This window comes from Streptomyces malaysiensis subsp. samsunensis (genome assembly GCF_024519315.1).
GTDB classification, from domain to species: Bacteria; Actinomycetota; Actinomycetes; order Streptomycetales; family Streptomycetaceae; genus Streptomyces; species Streptomyces malaysiensis.
On record NZ_JANIIC010000047.1, the window covers coordinates 50,549 to 73,206 of the forward strand.

Here is a 22,658-nt window from a genome sequence, read left to right on the forward strand (position 1 = left end):
CGGCCACGAACGGCCTCCGGAGGGCTACCGCGCGTTGAAGTACTTCGCCTCCGGGTGGTGGATCACGATGGCGTCCGTGGACTGCTCGGGGTGGAGCTGGAACTCCTCCGAGAGCTTCACCCCGATCCGCTCGGGTCCCAGCAGATCGGCGATCTTCGCGCGGTCCTCCAGGTCGGGGCAGGCGCCGTAGCCCAGCGAGAAGCGCGCGCCGCGGTACTTCAGCGCGAACATGTCCTCCATCTCGCCCGGGTCCTCACCGGCGAAGCCCAGCTCGGCGCGGACCCGGGCGTGCCAGTACTCGGCCAGCGCCTCCGCCAGCTGGACGGACAGACCGTGCAGCTCCAGATAGTCGCGGTAGGAGTCGGCGGCGAACAGCTCGGCGGTCATCTCGCCGATCTTCGAGCCGACGGTCACCACCTGGAGGCCGACGACATCGGTCTCCCCGGACTCCTCGGGCCGGAAGAAGTCGGCCAGGCACAGCCGGCGGCCGCGGCGCTGGCGCGGGAAGGTGAAGCGGGTGCGCTCGCTGCCGTCCTCGTTCAGCAGGACCAGGTCGTCGCCCTTGGAGACGCACGGGAAGTAGCCGTAGACCACGGCCGCCTCCAGCAGGTTCCCGGTGTGCAGCCGGTCCAGCCAGCCGCGCAGCCGGGGCCGGCCCTCGCGCTCCACCAGTTCCTCATAGCCGGGGCCATCGCCGGTGCGGGACTGCTTGAGCCCCCACTGGCCCTTGAAGAGCGCCCCCTCGTCCAGCCAGGAGGCGTAGTCGGCCTGCTGGATGCCCTTGACGACGCGGGTGCCCCAGAAGGGCGGGGTGGGTACGGGGTTGTCGGTGGCCACGTCGGAGCGCGCCGGGCCCTGGTCCGGCTCCGGCTCCCGCACCTGGGCGGCGCGCTGGGGGACGCGGCGCTGCCGGAGCTCGGGGAGCGTGGCGCCGGGCACCCCGCGCTTGACGGCGATCAGGGCGTCCATGAGCCGCAGCCCCTCGAAGGCGTCGCGGGCGTAGCGCACCTCGCCCTCGTAGATCTCGTGCAGATCCTGTTCGACATAGGCCCGGGTGAGGGCGGCGCCGCCGAGGATCACGGGGTAGTCGGCGGCCAGCTTGCGCTGGTTGAGCTCCTCCAGGTTCTCCTTCATGATCACCGTGGACTTCACCAGCAGCCCGGACATGCCGATCACATCGGCCCGGTGCTCCTCGGCGGCCTCCAGGATCGCGGAGACCGGCTGCTTGATGCCGAGGTTGACCACGTTGTAGCCGTTGTTGGACAGGATGATGTCCACGAGGTTCTTACCGATGTCATGGACGTCGCCGCGGACGGTGGCCAGCACGATGGTGCCCTTGCCCTCGTCGTCCGACTTCTCCATGTGCGGCTCCAAGTGCGCCACGGCCGTCTTCATGACCTCGGCGGACTGGAGGACGAACGGCAGCTGCATCTGGCCGGAGCCGAACAGCTCGCCGACCACCTTCATGCCGTCCAGCAGCGTCTCGTTGACGATGTCGAGGGCGGGGCGCTCCTGGAGGGCCTCGTCGAGGTCGGCCTCCAGGCCGTTGCGCTCACCGTCGATGATGCGCCGCTTGAGGCGCTCCTCCAGGGGCAGCGCGGCCAGCTCCTCGGCCTTGCCCGCCTTGAGGGACTTGGCGGTGGCGCCCTCGAAGAGCCCCATCAGCTTCTGCAGCGGGTCATAGCCCTCGGCGCGGCGGTCGTAGATCAGGTCCAGGGCCGTCTCGACCTGCTCCTCCTCGAACCGCGCGATCGGCAGGATCTTGGAGGCGTGCACGATCGCCGAGTCCAGGCCCGCCTTGACGCATTCGTCGAGGAAGACGGAGTTGAGCACGATGCGGGCGGCCGGGTTGAGGCCGAAGGAGATGTTCGACAGGCCGAGGGTGGTCTGGACGTCCGGGTGGCGCCGCTTGAGCTCGCGGATCGCCTCGATGGTGGCGATGCCGTCCTTGCGGGACTCCTCCTGACCGGTGCAGATGGTGAAGGTCAGACAGTCGATGAGGATGTCGTCCTCGCGGATGCCCCAGTTGCCGGTCAGATCGGCGATCAGCCGCTCGGCGATCTCCACCTTGTGCTCCGGCGTGCGGGCCTGGCCCTCCTCGTCGATGGTCAGCGCGATCAGGGCGGCGCCGTGCTCCCGCGCGAGCCCGGTGACCTTGGCGAACCGCGACTCGGGGCCGTCCCCGTCCTCGTAGTTGACGGAGTTGATGACCGCGCGTCCGCCGAGCTTCTCCAGCCCGGCCCGGATGACGTCGACCTCGGTGGAGTCCAGGACGATGGGGAGGGTGGAGGCGGTGGCGAACCGCCCGGCCAGCTCCTCCATGTCCGCCACGCCGTCCCGGCCGACGTAGTCCACGCACAGGTCGAGCAGATGGGCGCCCTCGCGGATCTGCTCCCGGGCCATCTCCACGCAGTCGTCCCAGCGGCCCTCCAGCATGGCCTCGCGGAACTTCTTGGAGCCGTTGGCGTTGGTGCGCTCGCCGATCGCCAGATACGAGGTGTCCTGGCGGAACGGCACGGTCTGGTAGAGCGAGGCGGCGCCGGGCTCGGGGCGCGGGGAGCGCTCGGTGGGGGTCAGCTCGCGGACCCGCTCGACGACCTGGCGCAGATGCTCGGGGGTGGTCCCGCAGCAGCCGCCGACCAGGGAGAGCCCGTACTCGCGGACGAAGGTCTCCTGGGCGTCGGCCAGTTCGCCGGGGGTGAGGGGGTAGTGGGCGCCGTCCTTGCCCAGCACCGGAAGGCCGGCGTTGGGCATGCAGGACAGCGGGATACGGGAGTGGCGGGCGAGATGGCGCAGGTGCTCGCTCATCTCGGCGGGGCCGGTGGCGCAGTTGAGGCCGATCATGTCGATGCCGAGCGGCTCGAGGGCGGTGAGCGCCGCGCCGATCTCGGAGCCGAGCAGCATGGTGCCGGTGGTCTCGACGGTGACCGAGCAGATCACGGGGAGGTTGGCACCGGTGGCGTCCAGGGCGCGGCGGGCGCCGATGATCGCGGCCTTGGTCTGGAGCAGGTCCTGGGTGGTCTCCACCAGGAGGGCGTCCGCGCCGCCGGCGATCATGCCCTCGGCGTTGGCCTGGTAGGCGTCGCGGAGGGTGGTGTAGGGCGCGTGGCCGAGGGTGGGCAGCTTGGTGCCGGGGCCCATCGAGCCGAGCACCCAGCGCTGGCGTCCATCGGCGCCGAACTCGTCGGCGACCTCACGGGCGATCCGGGCGCCGGCCTCGGAGAGCTCATGGACGCGGTGGGGGATGTCGTACTCGCCGAGCGCCGCGTGGTTGGCGCCGAAGGTGTTGGTCTCGACACAGTCCACACCGGCGGCGTAGTACGCCTCGTGGACCGAGCGGACGATGTCCGGGCGGGTGACGTTGAGGATCTCGTTGCAGCCTTCGAGCTGCTGGAAGTCGTCGAGACTGGGGTCCTGAGCCTGGAGCATCGTCCCCATCGCGCCGTCGGCGACCACCACGCGGGTGGCCAGCGCTTCACGAAGCGCGTCGGCTCGGGCGGCGGATGTGGGCGATGGCGTGTACGAGGCCATGGATGTGCTCCCTGGAGTGCGACGGCTGTCGGCTTTGCGCCCTCCCCGGGGGAAGGCGCACCACGCCAGGGTAGCCGCCAGTGGTCATTTCACGATGGTCGTTCCATCAGCCGGGATGAACACGGCCGATCGGCCCCCGGTGGGCCCGCTGATCGCCGACACACGGCCTCGCTGTACCGCGGGGTCGACATGGACCGATAGTGTTCAGCATTGTCGAACCGCAGTCAGGAGGGGTTGGCGATGGCACGGAACATCCAGTCGTTGGAGCGCGCCGCCGCGATGCTACGCCTGCTCGCCGGTGGTGAGCGACGTCTGGGGCTGTCCGACATCGCATCCACTCTGGGGCTGGCCAAGGGCACCGCGCACGGCATATTGCGCACCCTCCAGCAGGAGGGTTTCGTCGAGCAGGACGAGGCGTCCGGCCGCTATCAGCTCGGCGCGGAGCTGCTGCGCCTGGGCAACAGCTATCTGGACGTGCACGAGCTGCGCGCCCGCGCCCTGGTGTGGACCGACGACCTGGCCCGCTCCAGCGGCGAGAGCGTGTACCTGGGCGTGCTGCACCAGCAGGGCGTGCTGATCGTCCACCATGTCTTCCGGCCGGACGACAGCCGCCAGGTGCTGGAGGTCGGCGCGATGCACCCGCTGCACTCCACGGCCCTGGGCAAGGTGCTCTCCGCGTACGACCCGGTCGCCCACACCGAGGTGACCGAGACCGAGCGCAGGGTGTTCACCCCCCGCACGGTGACCGGGGAGCCCGAGTTCGAGGGCGTCCTGGACCTGACCCGGGCGCGTGGCTGGGGCTCCGATGTGGAGGAGACCTGGGAGGGCGTCGCGTCGGTCGCGGCGCCCATCCACGACCGACGCCGGCTGCCGGTGGGCGCGGTGGGGATCACGGGCGCGGTCGAGCGGGTGTGCGACGGCGGGGAGCTGCGCTCCGAGCTCGTGGCCGCCGTAAGGGACTGCGCCCGCGCCGTCTCCCGGGACCTGGGTGCCCTGCGCTTCTGAATCGTGCCGGTGGGCGCCGATCAGCCCCCATATGCCGTGATGACCGGCTTCATCACGGTTTCACATACGTGCGATTTTTCCCTCACACGACCCTTGACGGGGTCTTCGGCGTGAAGAAAACTGCCGTTCATCGGTCGGCATTGTCGAACACCTGACGACAATATTCGCTATGGTGGACTCGCCGCGGGCCGACCAACGCCCTCCCACGAGGGCGCGGACCACCGGTGAGAACCCGGGGGTTCGCCTTCCCCTGGACGAAGGACAAAGGAGTCGCGGGTGTCCAGCTCCGACATCTTCATCGGCGAGACCATCGGTACCGCCGTACTCACTCTGCTCGGCTGCGGTGTCGTCGCCGGCGTTGTCTTGAAGCAATCCAAGGCGTTCGAGGCCGGGTGGGTCGCCATCACCCTCGGGTGGGGCTTCGCCGTGCTCACCGGCGCCTATATCTCCGCGCCGCTCTCGGGGGCGCACCTCAACCCGGCGGTGACGCTCGGCCTCGCCATCAAGGGCGGTGTCGAGTGGAGCAAGGTGCCCGTCTACTTCCTCGGGCAGATGCTCGGCGCGGTGATCGGCGCCTCGCTGGTGTGGCTCGCCTACCTCGGCCACTTCCACGCCCATCTCAAGGACCGCGAGATCGTCGGCGGCCCGGGCGCCCAGGACACGGTGGTGGCGGACCGGCAGCAGGCCGGTGACGCCGGCCCGGTGCTGGGCGTCTTCTCCACCGGTCCCGAGATCCGCAACGTCGGCCAGAACCTGGCCACCGAGATCATCGCCACGGCCGTACTGGTGCTCGCCATCCTCACCCAGGGGCTCAACGGCGACGGCAAGGGCCTGGGTGTCATCGGCGCCATGATCACCGCCTTCGTGGTGGTCGGCATCGGCCTCTCGCTCGGCGGCCCGACCGGTTACGCCATCAACCCGGCGCGTGACCTGGGCCCCCGTATCGCTCACGCCCTCCTGCCGCTGCCCAACAAGGGCGGCTCGGACTGGGGCTACGCCTGGATCCCCGTCGTCGGCCCGCTCATCGGCGGTGCCATCGCCGGCGGGATCTACGAGATCGCCTTCGCCTAGCCCACCCCACCCATCGCAGGAGAGCAGCAGATCATGACCGACACCCACACCACGAGCGCCTCGTCCCACGGCCAGGGCCCGTTCATCGCGGCCATCGACCAGGGCACCACCTCCAGCCGCTGTATCGTCTTCGACCGCGACGGCCGCATCGTCTCGGTGGACCAGAAGGAACACGAGCAGATCTTCCCCAAGCCCGGCTGGGTGGAGCACGACGCCACCGAGATCTGGGAGAACGTCCAGGAGGTCGTCGCCGGCGCCATCACCAAGGCCGGGATCACCGCCGCCGACGTCAAGGCGATCGGCATCACCAACCAGCGCGAGACCACCCTGCTCTGGGACAAGAACACCGGTGAGCCGGTGCACAACGCCATCGTCTGGCAGGACACCCGCACCGACGCCCTGTGCCGTGAGCTCGGCCGCAACGTCGGCCAGGACCGCTTCCGCCGCGAGACCGGCCTCCCGCTGGCCTCCTACTTCGCCGGTCCCAAGATCCGCTGGCTGCTCGACAACGTCGAGGGGCTGCGCGAGCGGGCCGAGGCGGGCGACATCCTCTTCGGCACCATGGACTCCTGGGTCATCTGGAACCTGACCGGCGGGGTCGACGGCGGGGTGCACGTCACCGACGTCACCAACGCCTCCCGCACCCTCCTGATGAACCTGCACACCCTGGACTGGGACGAGAAGATCCTGTCCTCGATCGACATCCCAACCGCCGTACTGCCGCGGATACGTTCCTCCGCCGAGGTCTACGGGCACACGGCCGAGGGCGTCCTGGCGGGCGTTCCGGTCGCCTCCGCGCTCGGCGACCAGCAGGCGGCCCTCTTCGGCCAGACCTGCTACTCCGAGGGCGAGGCCAAGTCCACCTACGGCACCGGCACCTTCCTGCTGATGAACACCGGCGAGAAGCCGGTCAACTCCTACAACGGGCTGCTGACCACCGTCGGCTACCGGATCGGCGACGAGAAGCCGGTCTACGCCCTGGAGGGCTCCATCGCGGTCACCGGTTCGCTGGTGCAGTGGATGCGGGACCAGATGGGCCTGATCAACAGCGCCGCCGAGATCGAGACCCTCGCGAGCTCCGTCGAGGACAACGGCGGCGCGTACTTCGTGCCCGCCTTCTCGGGTCTGTTCGCCCCGTACTGGCGGGCCGACGCGCGTGGCGTGATCGCGGGCCTGACCCGCTATGTCACCAAGGCGCACATCGCCCGTGCCGTGCTCGAGGCCACCGCCTGGCAGACCCGCGAGATCGTCGACGCGATGACCAAGGACTCCGGGGTCGAGCTCACCGCGCTCAAGGTCGACGGCGGTATGACCTCCAACAACCTTCTGATGCAGACCCTCTCGGACGCCCTGGACGCTCCCGTGGTGCGCCCGATGGTCGCCGAGACCACCTGCCTCGGCGCGGCCTACGCCGCCGGTCTGGCCGTCGGCTTCTGGCCGGACACCGACGCCCTGCGCGCCAACTGGCGCCGGGCGGCCGAATGGACCCCCCGAATGGACGCGGACGTCCGCGACCGCGAGTACAAGAACTGGCTCAAGGCCGTGCAGCGGACCATGGGCTGGATCGAAGACGAGGAGTAATCAATGACCACCCCGCAGAGCGTTCCGTCCCTCGGAACGCACCCGGCTGCCGGTTCGAACCCCAGCCGAGCCGAGACCCGGGAACAGCTCTCCAAGGCGACGTACGACCTCCTGGTGATCGGCGGCGGCATCCTGGGCATCACCACCGCCTGGCACGCCGCGCAGTCCGGGCTGCGGGTGGCGATGGTGGACGCCGGTGACTTCGCCGGCGCCACCTCCTCCGCCTCCTCCAAACTGCTCCACGGCGGCCTGCGCTATCTCCAGACCGGCGCGGTCAAGCTGGTCGCCGAGAACCACTTCGAGCGGCGCGCGGTCTCCCGTACCGTCGCCCCCCACCTGGCCAACCCGCTCACCTTCTACCTGCCGGTCTACAAGGGCGGTCCGCACGGCGCGGCCAAGCTGGGCGCGGGCGTCTTCGCCTACTCGGCGCTCTCCGCCTTCCGCGACGGCGTCGGCCATGTGATCGGTGCCGAGCGGGCCGCGCGCGACGTCCCCGAGCTGCGCACCGAGAACCTCAAGGCGGTCGCGGTCTACGGCGACGGCCAGATGAACGACAGCCGCATGGCCCTGATGACGGTCCGCGCGGCCGTGGAGTCCGGCGCCACCGTCCTGAACCACGCCGAGGTCACCGGTCTGCGCAAGACCGACGGCCGGGTCACCGGCGCCGAGCTCAAGGACCGCACCGACGGCACCGAGTTCGGGGTCGACGCCCGTCTGGTGCTCAACGCCACCGGCCCCTGGGTGGACCATCTGCGCCGGATGGAGGACCCGAACGCGGCGCCGTCGATCCGGCTGTCCAAGGGCGCGCACCTGGTCCTCAAGCGCACCTCCCCCTGGCGGGCGGCGCTGGCGACCCCGATCGACAAGTACCGCATCACCTTCGCCCTCCCCTGGGAGGACATGCTGCTGCTGGGCACCACGGACGAGGAGTTCGAGGGCGACCCGGCCGATGTGGCGGTCAACGAGAAGGACATCGCCCAGATCCTGGACGAGGCGGCCTTCTCCATCCGCGACCAGCAGCTCTCCCGCGATCTGATCACCTACTCCTTCGCGGGGCTGCGGGTGCTGCCCGGCGGCCCCGGCGACACCGCCAAGGCCAAGCGGGAGACCGTGGTCACCGAGGGCAGGGGCGGGATGCTCTCCATAGCCGGCGGCAAGTGGACCACCTTCCGCCACATCGGCCGCACCGTGATGCAGAAGCTGGCCCAGCTGCCGGGCCGTCCGCTCGCCGACGACATGGAGCCGGTCAAGCAGCTGCCCAGGTACATGCCGCTGCCGGGCCTGGCCAATCCGCACGCCGTGGAGCACCGGCTGCTGGTGGACGGCGGCACCCCCGGCCCGCGCATGGCCGCCGACACCGCCCGCCATCTGGCGACCCACTACGGTTCGCTCTCCTTCGACATCGCCCGGCTGGCCAGCGGCGACGCGGCGCTCGCCGAGCGGATCCACCCCGACGCCCCGGAGATCTGGGCGCAGGTCGTCTACGCCCGGGACTACGAGTGGGCGCGCACCGCGGACGACGTACTGCGCCGCCGCACCACCCTGACCATCCGCGGCCTGGACTCCGAGGACATCCGGAGCCGGGTCGAGGATCTGCTGGCCAAGCGGCCCTGACCCCCGCGGGGCCGCCTTCCCGGGCCCGGGCGGCCGGGCGAGAGGAAACGTCTTCTCACCCGGCCGCCCGGGCTGCTAGTTTGAGGCGGCGACCAATTTCGGGGAGGGGGTGAGCGCGCGATGCCCTACCAGGAGCACGCCATCTCGCTCACCGCCCGGCGCCATATCGATCTGCACCGCGTCTCCAGCGCGATCTGTCAGGGCCGCTGACGGCTTTTCGCCGCCCGGCCCTTTCTCTTTTTCGCTCTCTTTCCTTTCTTTCTGCCTGGAGACCCACCCATGCTCGGCTCGCGCCGCGGTTATACCGTTTTCGCCACTGTCACCGCTCTGGCCCTCGCCGCCACCGCCTGCTCCTCCTCCGGCGCGTCCGGTACGGGGAGTTCCACCCCGCACTCCGGCGGGCATCTGACCTTCGCCCTCGCCTCCGACCCGATCTGCGTCGACCCCCAGCAGCAGGGCAACAACGACGCGATCTACCCCGCCCGGCAGCTGGTGGACTCCCTCACCGACCAGGACCCGAAGACCGGGAAGATCGTGCCCTGGCTCGCCAGGAGCTGGGAGGTGAGCCAGGACGCCACCACCTTCACCTTCCACCTCCGCCGCGGCGCCACCTTCAGCGACGGCACCCCGGTCGACGCCCGCGCGGTCAAGGACAACTTCGACGGCATCGTGCGGCTCGGGGCGAAGTCGGTGCTGGGCGCCAGCTATCTGGCCGGGTACCGGGGCACGGACGTGGTCGGCGAGGACACCGCCCGGGTCCGGTTCAAGGCGCCCAACGCCCAGTTCCTCCAGGCCACGTCCACCTTCACGCTCGGCCTGCTGGCCCGGTCGACGACGAGGCTCCCGGCGGCGAAGCGCTGCACCGAGAGCATCGTCGGCTCCGGCCCCTTCACCCTCACCGACTACACCCCGAACAAGTCCGTCGAGGAGCGCCGACGCCCGGGCTACGCCTGGGGCTCGTCGCTGTGGCGCAAGAAGGGCCCGGCCTATCTGGAGCGGATCTCCTTCAAGGTCGTCCCCGAGTCCGGGGTGCGCACCGGCTCCCTCCAGTCGGGGCAGGCCGATGCCATCGGGGGCGTCGCGCCGCAGGACGAGGACGGGCTGAAGAGCACCGGCTTCACCCTGCTCAGCAGGGCCAACCCCGGTGTGCCGTTCGCCCTGACGGTCAACGCGGACCGCCCCCTCACCCGGGATACGAAGGTCCGCCAGGCCGTTCAGCTCGGGGTGAACCCCCAGGAGGTGGTGGACACCGTCCTCAGCCGCCGCTACAAGCCGGCCACCAGCTCGCTGGCCTCCACCACCACCGCGTACAAGAACCTCGGCGACCGGCTGCGCCACGCCCCGGACCGGGCCCGGAAGCTGCTGGACGAGGCGGGCTGGAAGCCGGGACCGGGCGGTATCCGGGCCAAGGACGGCCGGAAGCTCTCCCTGACGGTCGTCTGGGCCACCAACTTCGGCCCCAACCAGACCGCGCTGGAGCTGGTCCAGCAGCAGCTGAAGAAGATCGGCGTCCAGATCACCCTGAAGTCCCACTCCATCGGGGACTATGTCGAGGTCCGGCAGAAGGGCGACTACGACTACGCCTGGGGCAACACCACCCGCGTGGACCCCGACATCCTGCGCACCTCCTTCTCCGGCGAGGGCCTCAACCTCTCGCGGCTGCACGACCCCGCGCTCGACTCCGTGCTCGACAAGCAGTCGGCCACGGCCGACGCCGCACGCCGTGCCGAGCACGCCGCCCGCGCCCAGGCCCTGGTGGTGGAGAAGGGCTACCAGGTGCCGGTCTTCGAGCTCACCACCGTGATCGGGGTCGGGAAGAACGTCCACGACCTGGACTTCGAGGCGTCCTCCCGGCTCCAGTTCCATGACACCTGGCTGTCCTGAGCGCCGTCCCCGACCACGAGAGCGAAGAGAAGCGAATCCATGCCGCGCTACCTTGTGCAGCGGCTGCTCCAGGCGGTCTTCGTGCTGTGGGCGGCCTTCACCACCTCCTTCGTCGTGCTGTATCTGCTGCCCGGCGACCCGGTGTCGATCATGGCTTCCGGGGGCGGCGACACCAACGATGTGAGCCCCGAGCAGATCGCCGAGCTGAAGCGGGTCTACGGCTTCGACAAGCCGCTGGTCGAGCAGTACGGCGACCGCCTGTGGCACGCCCTCCGGGGCGACTTCGGGATCTCCGTCCAGAGCGGTGACCCGGTCACCCGGCTGATCGCCGGCCAGCTGCCCGCGACGCTCCAGCTCACCTCCGCCGCGCTGCTGCTGGCCACGGTGGTGGGCGCGGGCGTCGCCCTGGCGGCCACCTACACCCGGCGGCGCTGGCTGCGGCAGGCCCTGCTGTCGCTGCCCGCGCTGGGTGTCTCGGCGCCGACCTTCTGGGTGGGCCTGATCCTCGTCCAGCTGGTGTCGTTCCGCTGGGGGCTGCTGCCCGCCATCGGCAACGAGGGGTTCCGGAGCCTGATCCTGCCCGCCGTCACCCTGGCCGTGCCCACCTCCGCCGTGATCGCGCAGGTCTTCGCCAGAAGCCTGCGGGCCGCGCTGGCCGAGCCGTATGTGGAGACGGCGCTGGCCAAGGGGGCGAGCCGGCGGCGGGTGCACTTCGGGCACGCGCTGCGCAACGCCGCGATCCCGCCGCTGACCGTGGCCGGAATGCTGGTCGGCAATCTGCTGGCGGGATCGGTGATCGTGGAGACGGTGTTCTCGCGGACCGGTGTCGGCCGGGTCACCGCCACCGCGGTGACCGCCCAGGACCTCCCGGTGGTACAGGGTCTTGTGGTCTTCGGCGCGCTGGCCTTCGTCCTCGCCAACCTGGCGGTGGACCTGATCGTTCCGCTGCTCGATCCGCGTATCACCGGGGCCGCGGCCACGGCGGTGACCCGATGAGCCGCGGCCGCGCCGCCGCGCGCTTCTGGCTGCGCCGCCCCGGCCTGGTGGCCGCGGTGGCCGTGCTGGCGCTGGCGCTGCTGGCGGCCTTCTTCCCCGGCCTGTTCACCGGGCGGGATCCGCTGTCGGGGGTGCCGGCCGAACGGCTGCGGGGGCCCAGCCTCCACCATCTCTTCGGCACCGACCAGTTGGGCCGGGATCTGTTCTCACGGGTGGTGCACGGTGCGGCGCTCTCGCTCAAGGCCACCTCGCTGGCCGTGGCGGTGGGCCTGGTCGCCGGTTCCGCGCTGGGCCTTGCCGCCGGGTACGTGGGCGGGCTGCTGGACGACGCCCTGATGCGGATCGCCGACGTGCTGCTCGCCATCCCCAGCCTGCTGCTCTCCCTGGCCCTGGTGACCGCGCTCGGCTTCGGCACCGTCAAGGTGGCCGTCGCGGTGGGCGTGACCAGCGTCGCCGGCTTCGCCCGGATCATGCGCGCCGAGGTGCTGCGGGTGCGCGAGGCCACCTATGTCGAGGCGGCGCGGTCCTCCGGTTCGCGCCCGCTGGCGGTGCTGCTGCGGCATGTGCTGCCGAACGCCTCGGGGCCCGTACTGGTCTACGCGGCCGTCGAGTTCGGCACCGTGGTGCTCGCCGTCTCCGCGCTCAGCTTCCTGGGCTACGGGGCCGAACCCCCGGCACCGGAGTGGGGCTCCCTGGTCTCCGGCGGCCGCGACTACCTCGCCACGGCATGGTGGCTCACCACTCTGCCCGGCCTGACCATCGCCGCCACCGTGCTGGCCGCGGGACGGGTCTCCCGCGCGCTGGACGGCGAGGCGAAGGAGGCGTCCCGATGACGAACACCACCGAGCCCCTGCTGTCGATCCGGGGGCTGGAGGTCTCCTACCGCACCGGCGACGGCGCCCCGCCCGCCGTGCGCGGGGTGGACCTCGACATCGCCCCGGGTGAGGTCCTCGCCCTGGTCGGCGAGTCCGGCTCGGGGAAGTCCACCACCGCACACGCGGTCATCGGTCTGCTGCCGCCCGGCGGACGGGTGGACGGCGGACGGATCCTCTTCGACGGCACCGACCTGGCCGCCGCCGGAGAGCGGGAGCTGCGGGCGCGGCGCGGCCGCGACATCGGGCTGATCCCGCAGGACCCGATGGTCTCGCTCAACCCGGTGCAGCGGATCGGGCGGCAGGTCGCCGAGGTGCTGCTGATCCACGGTCTGGCGGACCGCGCGTCCGCGCCCGCCGAGGCGGTACGGATCCTGGGGCTGGCCGGACTGCCGGAGCCGGAGGTACGGGCCCGGCAGTATCCGCATGAGCTGTCCGGGGGCATGCGGCAGCGCGTGCTCATCGCGATCGCGGTGGCGGCGCGCCCCCGGCTGGTGATCGCCGACGAGCCGACCAGCGCACTGGACGTCACCGTCCAGCGGCGGATCCTGGACCATATCGAGACGCTCACCCGCCAGGCGGGCACGGCCGTGCTGCTGATCACTCACGATCTGGGGGTCGCGGCGGACCGGGCGCGGCGGATCGCGGTCATGTCGGAGGGCCGGATCGTGGAGACGGGCCGCACCCGGGACGTCCTCACCGCGCCCCGGCATCCGTACACCCGGCGGCTGCTGGCGAGCGCCCCGAGCGTGGCGACGGAACGGGCACGGGTGCGGGTGCGCGAGGAGGCGCCGGCCGATGGGCCCTCGGGAGCGGGCGCCGAGGGGGCGGGCGCCGATCTCGTCGTCGCCGAGGGCCTGGTCAAGGAGTTCGCGGCGCGTGGCCGGGCGCCCGTCCGCGCCGTGGCCGCGGTGGACTTCCGGATCCGGCGCGGTGAGTGCTTCGCCCTGGTCGGGGAGTCCGGTTCGGGGAAGTCCACCACGGCCCGGATGGTGGCGCGGCTGACCGATCCCACCGAGGGCCGGATCCGGTTCGACGGGCAGGACATCACCGCGCTGTCGGGCCGTGCGCTGCGCCGGCTGCGGCGCCGCGTTCAGCTCGTCTACCAGAATCCGTACTCCTCGCTCGACCCCCGCCGGTCCGTCGCCGACGCCGTCACCGAGCCGCTGCGCGCCTTCCGGGTCGGCGACCGGGCGGCACGGCTGCGGCGAGCGGCCGAGCTGCTGGACCGGGTGGCGCTGCCCGCGACCACGCTGCGGCGCAGGCCGGGCGAGCTGTCGGGCGGTCAGCGGCAGCGGGTGGCCATCGCCCGCGCCCTGGCCCTCGGCCCCGACCTGGTCATCTGCGACGAGCCGGTGTCGGCGCTGGACGTGTCGGTGCAGGCGCGCATTCTGGAGCTGCTGGCGGAGTTCCAGCGCGATCTGGGGCTGAGCTATCTCTTCATCTCCCATGACCTCGCCGTCGTACGGCAGATCGCCGACCGCGTCGGGGTGATGCGCGACGGGAGGCTGCTGGAGACGGGCACGACGGATCGGGTCTTCGCCGCGCCCTCCCATCCGTACACCGAGGAGCTGCTCGCCGCGATCCCGGGCGGGCGCCATGCGGTCTCCGCCCGATCCGCCTAGGGCCTGTCTGGGGTTGTGATCCGGATCAGGGAGCGGGGCGTGGTGCGTGCGATCGCAAGGCGCCGGAAGGCCCTCGTAGCGGAGCTACTAGGGCGTTTCGGCAACGCGGCGAGAGGGGGCACCTCCCAGCGGTAGCTGGGGGAGCGTGCCACGCCCCGCGAGCCCAGATCACAACCCCAGACAGGCCCTAATCCCACCGCCCGATCCGTCCGACGCTGGAAGGACACCATGAAGTTCTCCGTACTGTCCCTGATCGGCCGTGCCCCGCATCCGCTGACCGGTGAGCTGCCCTCCGCCGCCGAGCGGTTCGAGGACGTCCTGGAGACGGGGGTGGCCGCCGAGCGGCTCGGCTTCGACGCGTACGCCGTCGGGGAGCGGCACGCCGGGCCGTTCCTGTCCTCGAGCCCCACGGTGGTGCTGGGCGCGCTCGCCGCCCGCACCTCACGGATCAGGCTGCTCACCGGGGTGACCGTGGTGGCGATCCTGGACCCGGTGCGGGTCGCCGAGGACTACGCGACGCTGGACCAGATCTCCCGGGGCCGCATCGAGCTGGTGGTGGGCAAGGGCGCGGAGGCCGGGCACTTCGACCTCTTCGGCCTCGACGAGGACCGGCAGTGGGATCTCCAGGCCGAGAAGTACGAACTGCTGCGGCGGCTGTGGAGCGAGGAGAAGGTCACCTGGGAGGGGGAGTTCCGGCCGCCGCTGAAGGAGGTGACGACCGTGCCGCGGCCCTACGACGGGCTCCCCAGGATCTGGCACGGCTCGGCCACCAGCCGCAACTCGCCCGAGCTGGCCGCCAAGCACGGCGATCCGCTGTTCACGGCGAACGCCGTCCAGCCGCGCGAGGCGTACGCGGAGCTGATCCGCCACTACCGCGAGCGTTTCGAGGCGTACGGCCACGATCCGGCGAACGCGCATGTGGCGGCCGGGTCCGGCGGGCTGTTCATCGCCGACACCACCCAGCGGGCGATCGAGCAGTACAAGGACTTCTACGAGGCGCGGGTGCGGCAGAACTTCAAGCCCCATCTGGTGGACAAGCCGGGCTACAACACCCCGTTCCGCACGATCGAGGACGCGATCGAGAACGGGCCGCAGCTCATCGGGAGCCCGCAGCAGATCATCGACAAGATCCTCGCCTATCACGAGGTCTACCGGCACGACCTCCAGTCGATCACGGTCGACGGGATGGGGCTGAGCCACTCGCGGCAGATCGAGACGCTGGCCAGATTCGCCGAGGAGATCGCCCCGGTGGTGCGCCGGGAGGCACCCAGCAAGCTCTGGAGCTGAGCCGGGAACCGGCGAACTTCCGCCCGGTCGGGGGCAGTTGGCGGGCGATCCACCGGGAGCCCCGGACTTACTCGTGCGTAAAAATCTACTGAATCGCTCTTGCCTTCTTCGGCGGTGCGCGCATCAATGACATCGCCCGTGGATGACGGGCAGGAACAACCCCCCACCTCACTTCCCCCACTCCGGAAGGCAATCCCATGAGACGGATCAAGCTCGGGATCAGCACGGCAATGGGAGCAGCAGCAATGGCCGCCGGCGCGCTGGCGCTGGCACCGACCGCGTCCGCGGTCGACCCCACGACGGCCACCCTGACCGCCGAATGCGGGACCTACGGCTCGGGTCTGGCCACCCTCACGGCCACGCAGAGCGGGACGTCCGCGACCATCACCCTGTCCTCCGGGGCGATCAAGGCGCCGATCGACGTTCCGGCGGGGTCGGTGAACTCCACACTGACGCTGTCGAAGAACGGCTCCGGGACCGCCACCTTCACCGGCAACGCCAACCCGGCGATCCCGACCGGCTCCGATGTGACCACCGGCCCGCTCAAGGGCACGGTGGCCGCGGGCGACATCCTGGAGGCCAAGTCCCTCAAGCTGGTGATCTTCGGCCTGATCACGGTGAACTGCACCGCCACCTCGGCCCAGTCCCCGGGGCCGTTCACCTTCTGAGCCATCCGATGAACCGGTGTTGAGCCCACCCTCGGGCCCTCCCGGTGAGAGGTCCCAGCGGACCGGCGGCGTCCCCGCCGGTCCGCGCACGTCATACGTCATAATGGACCCCTGATACATCGGATGTTTGGCCCGGGGAGGTTCCACCATGGCGGTTACCGACGAGGCGATCGAGAAAATCAAGGGCATGATCGTCTCAGGCGCGCTGCGCCCCGGTGACCGGCTCCCCAAGGAGAGCGAGCTGGCCGCCGAGCTCGGACTGTCCCGCAACTCGCTGCGCGAGGCCGTACGGGCGCTGTCGCTGATCCGGATCCTCGACGTACGGCAGGGCGACGGCACCTATGTGACCAGCCTCGACCCCCAACTGCTGCTGGAGGCGCTGAGCTTCGTCGTGGACTTCCACCGCGATGACACGGTACTGGAGTTCCTGGCGGTGCGGCGGATCCTGGAGCCCGCGGCCACCGCGCTGGCCTGCACCCGGATCAGCGATGCCGAGCTGGACCGGCTCCAGGCGCAGCTGGACGAGCTCGGCCAGGAACCCTCGGTGGAGGAGCTGGTCGCATGCGATCTGGAATTCCATCGTGGCATCGTCCAGTCGTCGGGCAATTCGGTGCTCTGCTCACTGCTCGACGGGCTCTCAGGACCCACCACCCGGGCCCGGGTGTGGCGCGGTCTGACCCAGGAGGACGCGGTCAGCCGCACCCTCCATGAGCACCGGGCGATCCTGGCCGCCCTGCGGGACCGCGACGCGGAGGCGGCGCGGTCCTGGGCGACGGTGCACATCGCGAGCGTGGAGCAGTGGCTGCGCTCCACGCTGTGAGACCACCGGGGCTCCGCCCCGACCCCCGCCTGCGGTCCGGGGCGGGCTCGCCCCCGGCCCCGGGTGGAGCCCTGCCTCGCGGCTGAGCCGCGCATCGGGTGCGGCCGGGTGGGGGTGAGGTGGGGACCTTCCGCTAGGTTCCCAGACCGTACGCGCGGGCCGCGTTGCCGCCGAAGACGGCGGCGCGCTCCTCGTCGGAGAGCCGCTGGGTGGCCGCCTCCGCCAGCGACACCACCTCGTCGTAGCTCGCGGCCAGGGTGCACACCGGCCAGTCGGAGCCGAACAGCACCCGGCCGGGCCCGAAGGCGTCCAGGACGTGCCAGGCGTACGGGAGCACCTGCTCGGGCTTCCAGCCCTCCCAGTCGGCCTCGGTGACCAGTCCGGACAGCTTGCAGTCGACGTTCGGCAGGGCCGCGAGCGCGGCCAGCCGCCGCGCCCAGGGGTCGCGCTCACCGCTCGCCACGGGCGGCTTGGCGGCGTGGTCGAGGACGAAGCGCAGCCGCGGCAGCTCGCGGACGGCGTCCAGGGCCGCGGGCAGCTCGCGCGGGGTGACCAGCAGGTCGTAGACCAGACCCGCGTCGGCCACGGCGGCGAGCCCCCGGCGGGCGTCGGCGCGGTCCAGCCACCGCGGATCCGGCTCGTCCTGCACCTGGTGGCGCAGGCCCACCAGCCGGTCGCCGCCGGGTCCGGAGGCCAGCTCCGCGAGCACCTCGCCCACCCCGGGATCGGTGAGGTCGGCCCAGCCGACGACACCCGCGATCCGGTCCGAACCGTCGGCCAGGGCGAGGAGTTCCCGGGTCTCCTCGACGGAGGAGCTGGACTGGACGACGACGGTCGCGCCGATCCCATGGGCGTCCAGATGCGGGGCGAGGTCGTCCGGGGTGAAGGTGCGGCGGATGGGCTCCGCCCATGGACCATCCATCCAGGGCTGCTCACGGCGGGTCAGGTCCCACAGGTGGTGGTGGGCGTCGATACGGCGCGGCAAGGGCACTCGGGCACTCCTGGAGGGTTCAGACCGGCAGCGGGATGTCGTCGTCGAGCAGACCGCGCCGGACCAGGGCCTGCCACAGCTCTGGGGGGATGTCATGGGTGAACAGCTCGGCATTGTCCCGGACTTCGGCCGGGGAGGCGCAGCCGACCACCGCCGCGGCCACCGCGGGATGGCCGAAGGGGAAGCGCAGCGCGGCGGCCCGCAGCGGCACCCGGAACTCGGCGCACACCTCGGCCAGCCGCCGGGCCCGCGCGAGGAGCTCGGGCGGCGCCTGCCGGTAGTCGTAGCGGGCCCCCGGGGCGGGGTCGGCGAGCAGCCCGGAGTTGTAGACCCCGCCGACCACCACGGAGGTGCCGCGCCGCTCGCACACCGGCAGCAGATCGTCGTAGGCGGTGCGCTCCAGCAGCGTCCAGCGCCCGGCGCACAGCACGACGTCCACGTCGAAGTCGGCGACGAACCGGGCGAGGAGGTCGCTGTGGTTCATGCCGAAGCCGATGGCCTTCACGAGCTTCTCCCGCTTCAGCTCGGCCAGCGCCGCGAAGCCCGTCTCATAGACCTCACGGATATGGTCTTCCGGATCGTGGAGGTAGACGATGTCCAGGGCGTCGACCCCGAGCCGCTCCAGGGAGGACTCGAGGGTGGCGCGGATGCCGTCCCGGGTGAAGTCCCACTCACGGACCCGGTCGGGGGTGTCGGCGAACCCGTCCGCCTGGACCGGCTCCCCGGGGGCGCGCGGCCGCAGCCGCCGCCCCACCTTGGTGGAGAGGGTGTACGCGGCGCGGTCGCGCCCGGCCAGCACCCGGCCCAGCCGCTCCTCGGAGAGTCCGACGCCGTAGTGCGGCGCGGTGTCCATATAGGTGAGGCCGGTGTCGAACGCCGCCCTTACGGTGTCCAGCGCGCGCTCCTCCGGCACCGCCTCGTAGAGATTGGCCAGCGGCGCGCAGCCGAGGCCCAGGGGTGGTACGCGCACCCCCGAGCGGCCCAGCTCGCGCGGGCCGCCCGGGGCCCGTCCGACATCGCCCACCATGGTTGCCTCCCGGCCGCTCTCAGTCCTGCTTCTCGCCGCTGGCGTAGCGGGAGATGATCAGCGCGACGATGATGATCGAGCCGTTGATGAACTGGTTCCACAGCGGAGGTACCCCGCCGAGGGTCATCACATTGACCACCAGTTGCAGCGTCAGCACACCGGTGAGCGCGCCGAAGAGCGTGCCGCGCCCGCCCTTGAGGCTGATCCCGCCGATGACCGCGGCGGCGAACACCTGGAAGATCCAGCCATTGCCCTGGGTCGCGGCGACCGAGCCGTAGTGGCCGGTGTAGAGGATGCCCGCGAAGGCGGCGAGCAGACCGCCGACGCTCAGCACGATCCAGGTGATCCGGTCCACCCGGATGCCCGCCGCCCGCGCCGCCTCGGGGTTGCCGCCGATCGCGTAGAGCGCGCGTCCGTGCCGCAGATAGCCCAGGGCCAGGCCGCCGATGGCGTACAGCCCCAGGCAGATCCACACGGCGGCGGGCACGCCCAGCCAGTCGGCCTTGCCCAGGTAGCGGAAGGACTCGGGGACGTTGACGATCGACTGGCCCTCGGCGATGCCGACCTGGAGTCCGCGCAGCATGGTGAGCATGCCCAGGGTCGCGATGAAGCCGTTGACGCGCAGCTTGAGCATCAGGAAGCCGTTGGCCGCGCCGATCAGCGCCCCGACCGCCAGGCACAGCGGTATGGCGGTCCACACCGGCAGCAGCCCCAGGCCCTCGAACCGCGCCCCGTGCTCGGGCAGGACGAACCACAGGGCGATCACCGGCGCCACGGCGATGGTCGACTCCAGGGAGAGGTCCATCCGGCCGCTGATCAGGATCAGCGCCTCGCCCAGCACCAGCAGCCCCAGCTCGGTGGACTGCTGGACGACGCCGATCAGATTGTCCTGGGTGAGGAAGGCGGGTGAGACGATGAAGCCGATCACCCCGAGCACGAAGATCACGGGGACCAGCGACAGATCGCGCCAGCGCGCGATGTCGATCCGCGGCCGGCTCCGCTCCGCCGGGTCGTCAGCCACCGCCTCGGCGGTCGGCTGGCGTGCGGTATCGGTCATGACTGCCTTCCTTCTGTGCGGTCTTCCGTGTCCTCCGCCGTGCCGTCGGTGCCCGTGGTGCCCGGCTCGGTGATGCCCTCCATGGCGGCCACGAGCTGACGGTCGCTCCAGCCGCCGCCGAACTCCGCGACCACCCGGCCGTGGAAGAAGGCCAGGATCCGGTCGCAGACCCGCAGATCGTCCAGTTCGTCGGAGACGATGACCGCGCCGCTCCCGGCCGCGGCCACCTCCCGTACGACACCGAGCAGCGCGTCCTTGGACTTCACGTCCACCCCGGCGGTCGGGCGGATCGCGACCAGGACGCTGGGCTCACGGGCCAGCGCCCGCGCGATGACGACCTTCTGCTGATTTCCGCCGGACAAACCCGAAACGGGCTGCGAGGGGCCCGAGGTCTTGATGTCCAGGGAGTTGATCATCCGCTGGGCGAAGGCACGGGTCCGGGAGGGCAGCACCGTGCCATAGGGCCCCAGCTGGTCGGTGACGGTGAGCGTGGCGTTCTCGGCGACGCTGCGGCCCAGGACCAGACCCTGGTCGTGCCGGTCCTCCGGGACGTAGCCGATGCCCGCGTCGATGGCGTGCGGCACGCTGCCGGGGCGCACCGGCCGTCCCCGCACCGACAGCCGCCCGCCGGCCGGTTTGCGCAGCCCCACCAGGGTCTCGCCGACCGCCGTGTTGCCGCTGGCCGTGGCCCCGGCCAGGCCCAGCACCTCACCGGGGCGCACCACCAGGTCCAGCGGTCGAACTCGCCCTCCAGGGCGAGCCCTTCGGTGCGCAGCACCGGCTCCCCGTCCGGGTCGGCCGCCTTACGGGCGACGGGGGCGTGGACGGCCGCCCCGGAGTCGCCCCCGGGCGCCCCGCCGCCGTCCCCGGTCATCGCCGCCACCAGGTCCTCCTTGGCCAGCTCGGCGACCGGGGCGGTCAGCACATGGCGGGCGTCGCGGAAGACGGTGACGGTGTCGCAGAGTTCGTAGACCTCCTGGAGGTGGTGCGAGATGAACAGGAAGGCGACGCCCTGCCGGCGCAGTTCGAGCAGCTTGGCGAAGAGCCGGTCGATACCGCCCGCGTCGAGCTGGGCGGTGGGCTCGTCGAGGATGATCAGCCGGGCGCCGAAGGAGAGGGCACGGGCGATCTCCACGAACTGCCGCTGCTCGACGCTGAGGTCCTTCGCCCGCGTCTGCGGATCCACCTCCACGCCGTACTCGGCCAGCAGCGCGCGGGCGTCCGCGCGCAGGGCGCGCCAGCGGATGCGCCCCGCGCCCGGGAAGCGGTTGAGGTAGAGGTTCTCGGCGACCGTCAGATCCGGGACCACCATCGACTTCTGGTAGACACAGGCCACCTTGCGCTGCCAGGCGGTGGTGTCCCAGTAGCCGGGGGCGGGCTCGTCCGCGAAGGTGACCTCGCCCTCGTCCGGGCGCTCCATCCCGGTCAGGACGGACACCAGGGTGGACTTGCCCGCCCCGTTGCGCCCGACGAGGGCATGGGCCTCCCCGGGCCGTACGGCCAGCCGGGCCCGGTCCAGGGCGACGGTGGGCCCGAACCGTTTGACGATGCCCTGGGCCCGCACCACGGCGGGCTGGTCGACCGCGGGCATGGTCACTTCTTCTCGAGCTGGTTGGCCCACAGCTTCTTGTCGTCGACGTTCTCCTTGGTGACCAGCGGCGCCGGGAGCTGGTCCTCCAGGCCGTTCTCGATCTTGACGATGGTGGAGCCGTGATCGGTGGGGCCGGGTTTGAACGTCTTGCCGTCCAGAGCGGCCTTGGCGTAGTTCAGGGCCCACTGGGCGTAGAGGTCGGCGGGCTGGGAGAGCGTGGCGTCGATCTTCCCGGAGCGGATCGCGTCCAGCTCCTCGGGTATCCCGTCGTTGGAGATGATCGTGATGTGCTTGTCCGAACCGGCGGGCTTCAGCAGCCGCTTCTGCTCCAGCAGGGCGAGCGTGGGCTGGAGGAAGACGCCGCCCGCCTGCATGTAGATGCCGTTCACGTCCTTGTGCTGGGCCAGCAGGCTCTGCAACTTGGCGGAGGCGACATCGCCCTTCCAGTCGGTGGGCAGCTCATGCACCTTGATGCCGGGGTACTTCTTCTTCATGCAGGAGGCGAACGCCTGCGAGCGGTCCCGGCCGTTGATGGAGCTGAGGTCGCCCTGGAGCTCGGCGACCCGGCCCTTGCCGCCGAGCTTCTCGCCGAGGTACTCGCACGCCTTGGTGCCGTAGGCCCGGTTGTCGGCCCGTACCACCATGTAGACCTTGCCGGAGTCGGGCCGGGTGTCCACGCTCACCACGGGGATCTTCTTCTCCGCCAGCTGTTCCAGGGTGGAGGAGATGGCGCCGGTGTCCTGGGGTGCCATCACGACCGCCTTGGCGCCCTGGTCGGTGAACGCCTGGACGTTGGCGACCAGTTTGGAGATGTCGTTCTGCGAGTTGGACAGCGGCAGCGCGGAGACCGTGCCCTTGTCGATGCCCTTCTCCAGGTACTGCTGGTAGGAGTTCCAGAAGTCGGTGTCCGTCCGCGGCATGTCGATGCCGACCTTGCCGCCGCCGGCGCCATTGCTCTCACGGTTGCAGCCGGTGAGCGCTGCGACGGCCAGCAGCACGGCGCAGGCGGCGGTGCCGGTGGTGCGGAGTCTCGTCATC

17 protein-coding genes and 1 pseudogene are annotated in these 22,658 nt (G+C 71.1%); 12 read left to right on the forward strand and 6 right to left on the reverse strand.

What is annotated here, in order from left to right; all coding sequences use genetic code 11:
• Positions 1-24: 24 nt before the first annotated feature.
• The gene (gene metH / locus NQU54_RS32775) at positions 25-3,531 is read right to left on the reverse strand and encodes a methionine synthase (RefSeq protein WP_257634186.1); all 3,507 of its coding nucleotides are present in this window, start codon (positions 3,529-3,531) and stop codon (positions 25-27) included.
• Positions 3,532-3,771: 240 nt separating this feature from the next.
• Here metH and NQU54_RS32780 point away from each other — a divergent pair, with 240 nt between their 5' ends.
• The 12 genes from NQU54_RS32780 (at position 3,772) to NQU54_RS32830 (ending at position 16,954) form a co-directional block, all read left to right on the forward strand.
• The gene (locus NQU54_RS32780; protein ID WP_173963322.1) at positions 3,772-4,536 is read left to right on the forward strand and encodes an IclR family transcriptional regulator; all 765 of its coding nucleotides are present in this window, start codon (positions 3,772-3,774) and stop codon (positions 4,534-4,536) included.
• Positions 4,537-4,812: 276 nt separating this feature from the next.
• Positions 4,813-5,607 carry an MIP/aquaporin family protein gene (locus tag NQU54_RS32785; protein ID WP_257634187.1) on the forward strand — a complete coding sequence of 265 codons (795 nt, stop codon included), beginning with the start codon at positions 4,813-4,815 and terminating at the stop codon, positions 5,605-5,607.
• A gap of 33 nt (positions 5,608-5,640) precedes the next feature.
• Complete coding sequence (glpK, locus tag NQU54_RS32790; protein ID WP_257634188.1) at positions 5,641-7,188, forward strand: glycerol kinase GlpK; 1,548 nt, start codon at positions 5,641-5,643, stop codon at positions 7,186-7,188.
• A 3-nt stretch (positions 7,189-7,191) separates the two neighbouring features.
• Positions 7,192-8,802 (forward strand): glycerol-3-phosphate dehydrogenase/oxidase, encoded by a 1,611-nt coding sequence (locus NQU54_RS32795; protein ID WP_079257023.1) that lies wholly within the window; start codon positions 7,192-7,194, stop codon positions 8,800-8,802.
• 120 nt (positions 8,803-8,922) lie between these two features.
• Positions 8,923-9,012 (forward strand): putative leader peptide, encoded by a 90-nt coding sequence (locus tag NQU54_RS50275; RefSeq protein WP_313905726.1) that lies wholly within the window; start codon positions 8,923-8,925, stop codon positions 9,010-9,012.
• Positions 9,013-9,081: 69 nt separating this feature from the next.
• Positions 9,082-10,686, forward strand: a complete 1,605-nt coding sequence (locus NQU54_RS32800) for an ABC transporter substrate-binding protein (RefSeq protein ID WP_257634189.1) — start codon at positions 9,082-9,084, stop codon at positions 10,684-10,686.
• 39 nt (positions 10,687-10,725) lie between these two features.
• Positions 10,726-11,682 (forward strand): ABC transporter permease, encoded by a 957-nt coding sequence (locus NQU54_RS32805; protein ID WP_257634190.1) that lies wholly within the window; start codon positions 10,726-10,728, stop codon positions 11,680-11,682.
• Entirely contained in the window at positions 11,679-12,515 is an 837-nt protein-coding gene (locus NQU54_RS32810) for an ABC transporter permease (RefSeq protein WP_257634191.1), read from the forward strand. Before NQU54_RS32805 ends, NQU54_RS32810 begins: the two co-directional genes overlap by 4 nt.
• Positions 12,512-14,179 carry a dipeptide ABC transporter ATP-binding protein gene (locus NQU54_RS32815; protein WP_257634192.1) on the forward strand — a complete coding sequence of 556 codons (1,668 nt, stop codon included), beginning with the start codon at positions 12,512-12,514 and terminating at the stop codon, positions 14,177-14,179. Before NQU54_RS32810 ends, NQU54_RS32815 begins: the two co-directional genes overlap by 4 nt.
• A 228-nt stretch (positions 14,180-14,407) precedes the next feature.
• Positions 14,408-15,466 (forward strand): LLM class flavin-dependent oxidoreductase, encoded by a 1,059-nt coding sequence (locus tag NQU54_RS32820; RefSeq protein WP_257634193.1) that lies wholly within the window; start codon positions 14,408-14,410, stop codon positions 15,464-15,466.
• Positions 15,467-15,663: 197 nt separating this feature from the next.
• Positions 15,664-16,134, forward strand: coding sequence for a hypothetical protein (locus NQU54_RS32825; protein ID WP_069869019.1), 471 nt, complete (start codon positions 15,664-15,666; stop codon positions 16,132-16,134).
• Positions 16,135-16,282: 148 nt separating this feature from the next.
• Positions 16,283-16,954, forward strand: a complete 672-nt coding sequence (locus tag NQU54_RS32830) for a FadR/GntR family transcriptional regulator (protein WP_069869018.1) — start codon at positions 16,283-16,285, stop codon at positions 16,952-16,954.
• Positions 16,955-17,087: 133 nt separating this feature from the next.
• On the opposite strand, the gene NQU54_RS32835 is transcribed toward NQU54_RS32830, so the two are convergent.
• From NQU54_RS32835 to NQU54_RS32855, 5 genes and pseudogenes are all read right to left on the reverse strand, one after another.
• Positions 17,088-17,939: an amidohydrolase family protein gene (locus NQU54_RS32835; protein ID WP_257634212.1), complete on the reverse strand. Its 852-nt coding sequence runs from the start codon at positions 17,937-17,939 to the stop codon at positions 17,088-17,090.
• Between the two features lie 25 nt (positions 17,940-17,964).
• Positions 17,965-18,972 (reverse strand): aldo/keto reductase, encoded by a 1,008-nt coding sequence (locus NQU54_RS32840; protein ID WP_257634194.1) that lies wholly within the window; start codon positions 18,970-18,972, stop codon positions 17,965-17,967.
• A gap of 19 nt (positions 18,973-18,991) precedes the next feature.
• Positions 18,992-20,029 (reverse strand): ABC transporter permease, encoded by a 1,038-nt coding sequence (locus NQU54_RS32845; protein WP_257634195.1) that lies wholly within the window; start codon positions 20,027-20,029, stop codon positions 18,992-18,994.
• Positions 20,026-21,620 (reverse strand): annotated as a pseudogene (locus NQU54_RS32850) (sugar ABC transporter ATP-binding protein). Before NQU54_RS32850 ends, NQU54_RS32845 begins: the two are co-directional and overlap by 4 nt.
• A gap of 2 nt (positions 21,621-21,622) precedes the next feature.
• On the reverse strand, positions 21,623-22,657 hold the full coding sequence (locus tag NQU54_RS32855; protein WP_257634196.1) for a sugar ABC transporter substrate-binding protein: 1,035 nt from the start codon (positions 22,655-22,657) through the stop codon (positions 21,623-21,625).
• Position 22,658 lies beyond the last annotated feature (1 nt).